At 49.4% G+C, this 721-nt stretch carries 2 tRNA genes and 2 rRNA genes; all 4 read right to left on the reverse strand.

Annotation, left to right across the window (positions count from 1 at the left end):
- A 23S ribosomal RNA gene (locus tag J4E00_RS29290) occupies nt 1-186 on the reverse strand; the annotation flags it as partial.
- Nucleotides 187-334: 148 nt separating this feature from the next.
- Nucleotides 335-411, reverse strand: a tRNA-Ala gene (locus tag J4E00_RS29295).
- Between the two features lie 36 nt (nt 412-447).
- Nucleotides 448-521, reverse strand: a tRNA-Ile gene (locus J4E00_RS29300).
- A 130-nt stretch (nt 522-651) separates the two neighbouring features.
- Nucleotides 652-721, reverse strand: a 16S ribosomal RNA gene (locus J4E00_RS29305); the annotation flags it as partial.

Raw genomic sequence — 721 nt, forward strand, 5'->3', positions numbered from 1 at the left:
TTCCCTGCGTTTGCCATCGCTAGTCAAGCTAGTCGATTCTCGACTCTTCCAGTCGAGGGGTTGCCCCATTCGGAAATCTGAGGATGAACGAGTATGTGCCTCTACCCCCAGCTTATCGCAGCTTATCGCGTCCTTCGTCGCCTCTGAGACCCTAGGCATCCCCCGTGTGCTCTTTGTTACTTCTCTTTCGTAATCACACTTGTTGATTGCCATCCGAAGATGACCAAGTGCGCTACGCTTCGTTTTTGTTACCCCTTACGTCAAAGAACGTGTGTCATCCTAGTGTTTGATGACTTCGTGAATAAGCTCCAATTGAGTTTATTCGGTTGTATTATGGTGGAGGATAACGGAGTCGAACCGTTGACCCCCTGCGTGCAAGGCAGGTGCTCTAGCCAGCTGAGCTAATCCCCCGAGTTTCGTATCCAGCAGCAATCCCGCTAGTACTAGTGGGCCTGCGTGGACTCGAACCACGGACCTCTACATTATCAGTGTAGCGCTCTAACCACCTGAGCTACAAGCCCGGGTTTCGACGATACCCGAAGGCAAACGTAGAATCCGTATTCAAAAATTATTTGAATGAGAAAACAAACAAAGAGTATTACCAAGCTACTATACTTTATACTCATAACATCGTGAGCAAGGCCGCTCCAGAAAGGAGGTGATCCAGCCGCACCTTCCGGTACGGCTACCTTGTTACGACTTAGCCCTAATTACCTGTTCT

This window comes from Hymenobacter negativus, from assembly GCF_017571495.1.
Classification (GTDB): Bacteria; Bacteroidota; Bacteroidia; order Cytophagales; family Hymenobacteraceae; genus Hymenobacter; species Hymenobacter negativus.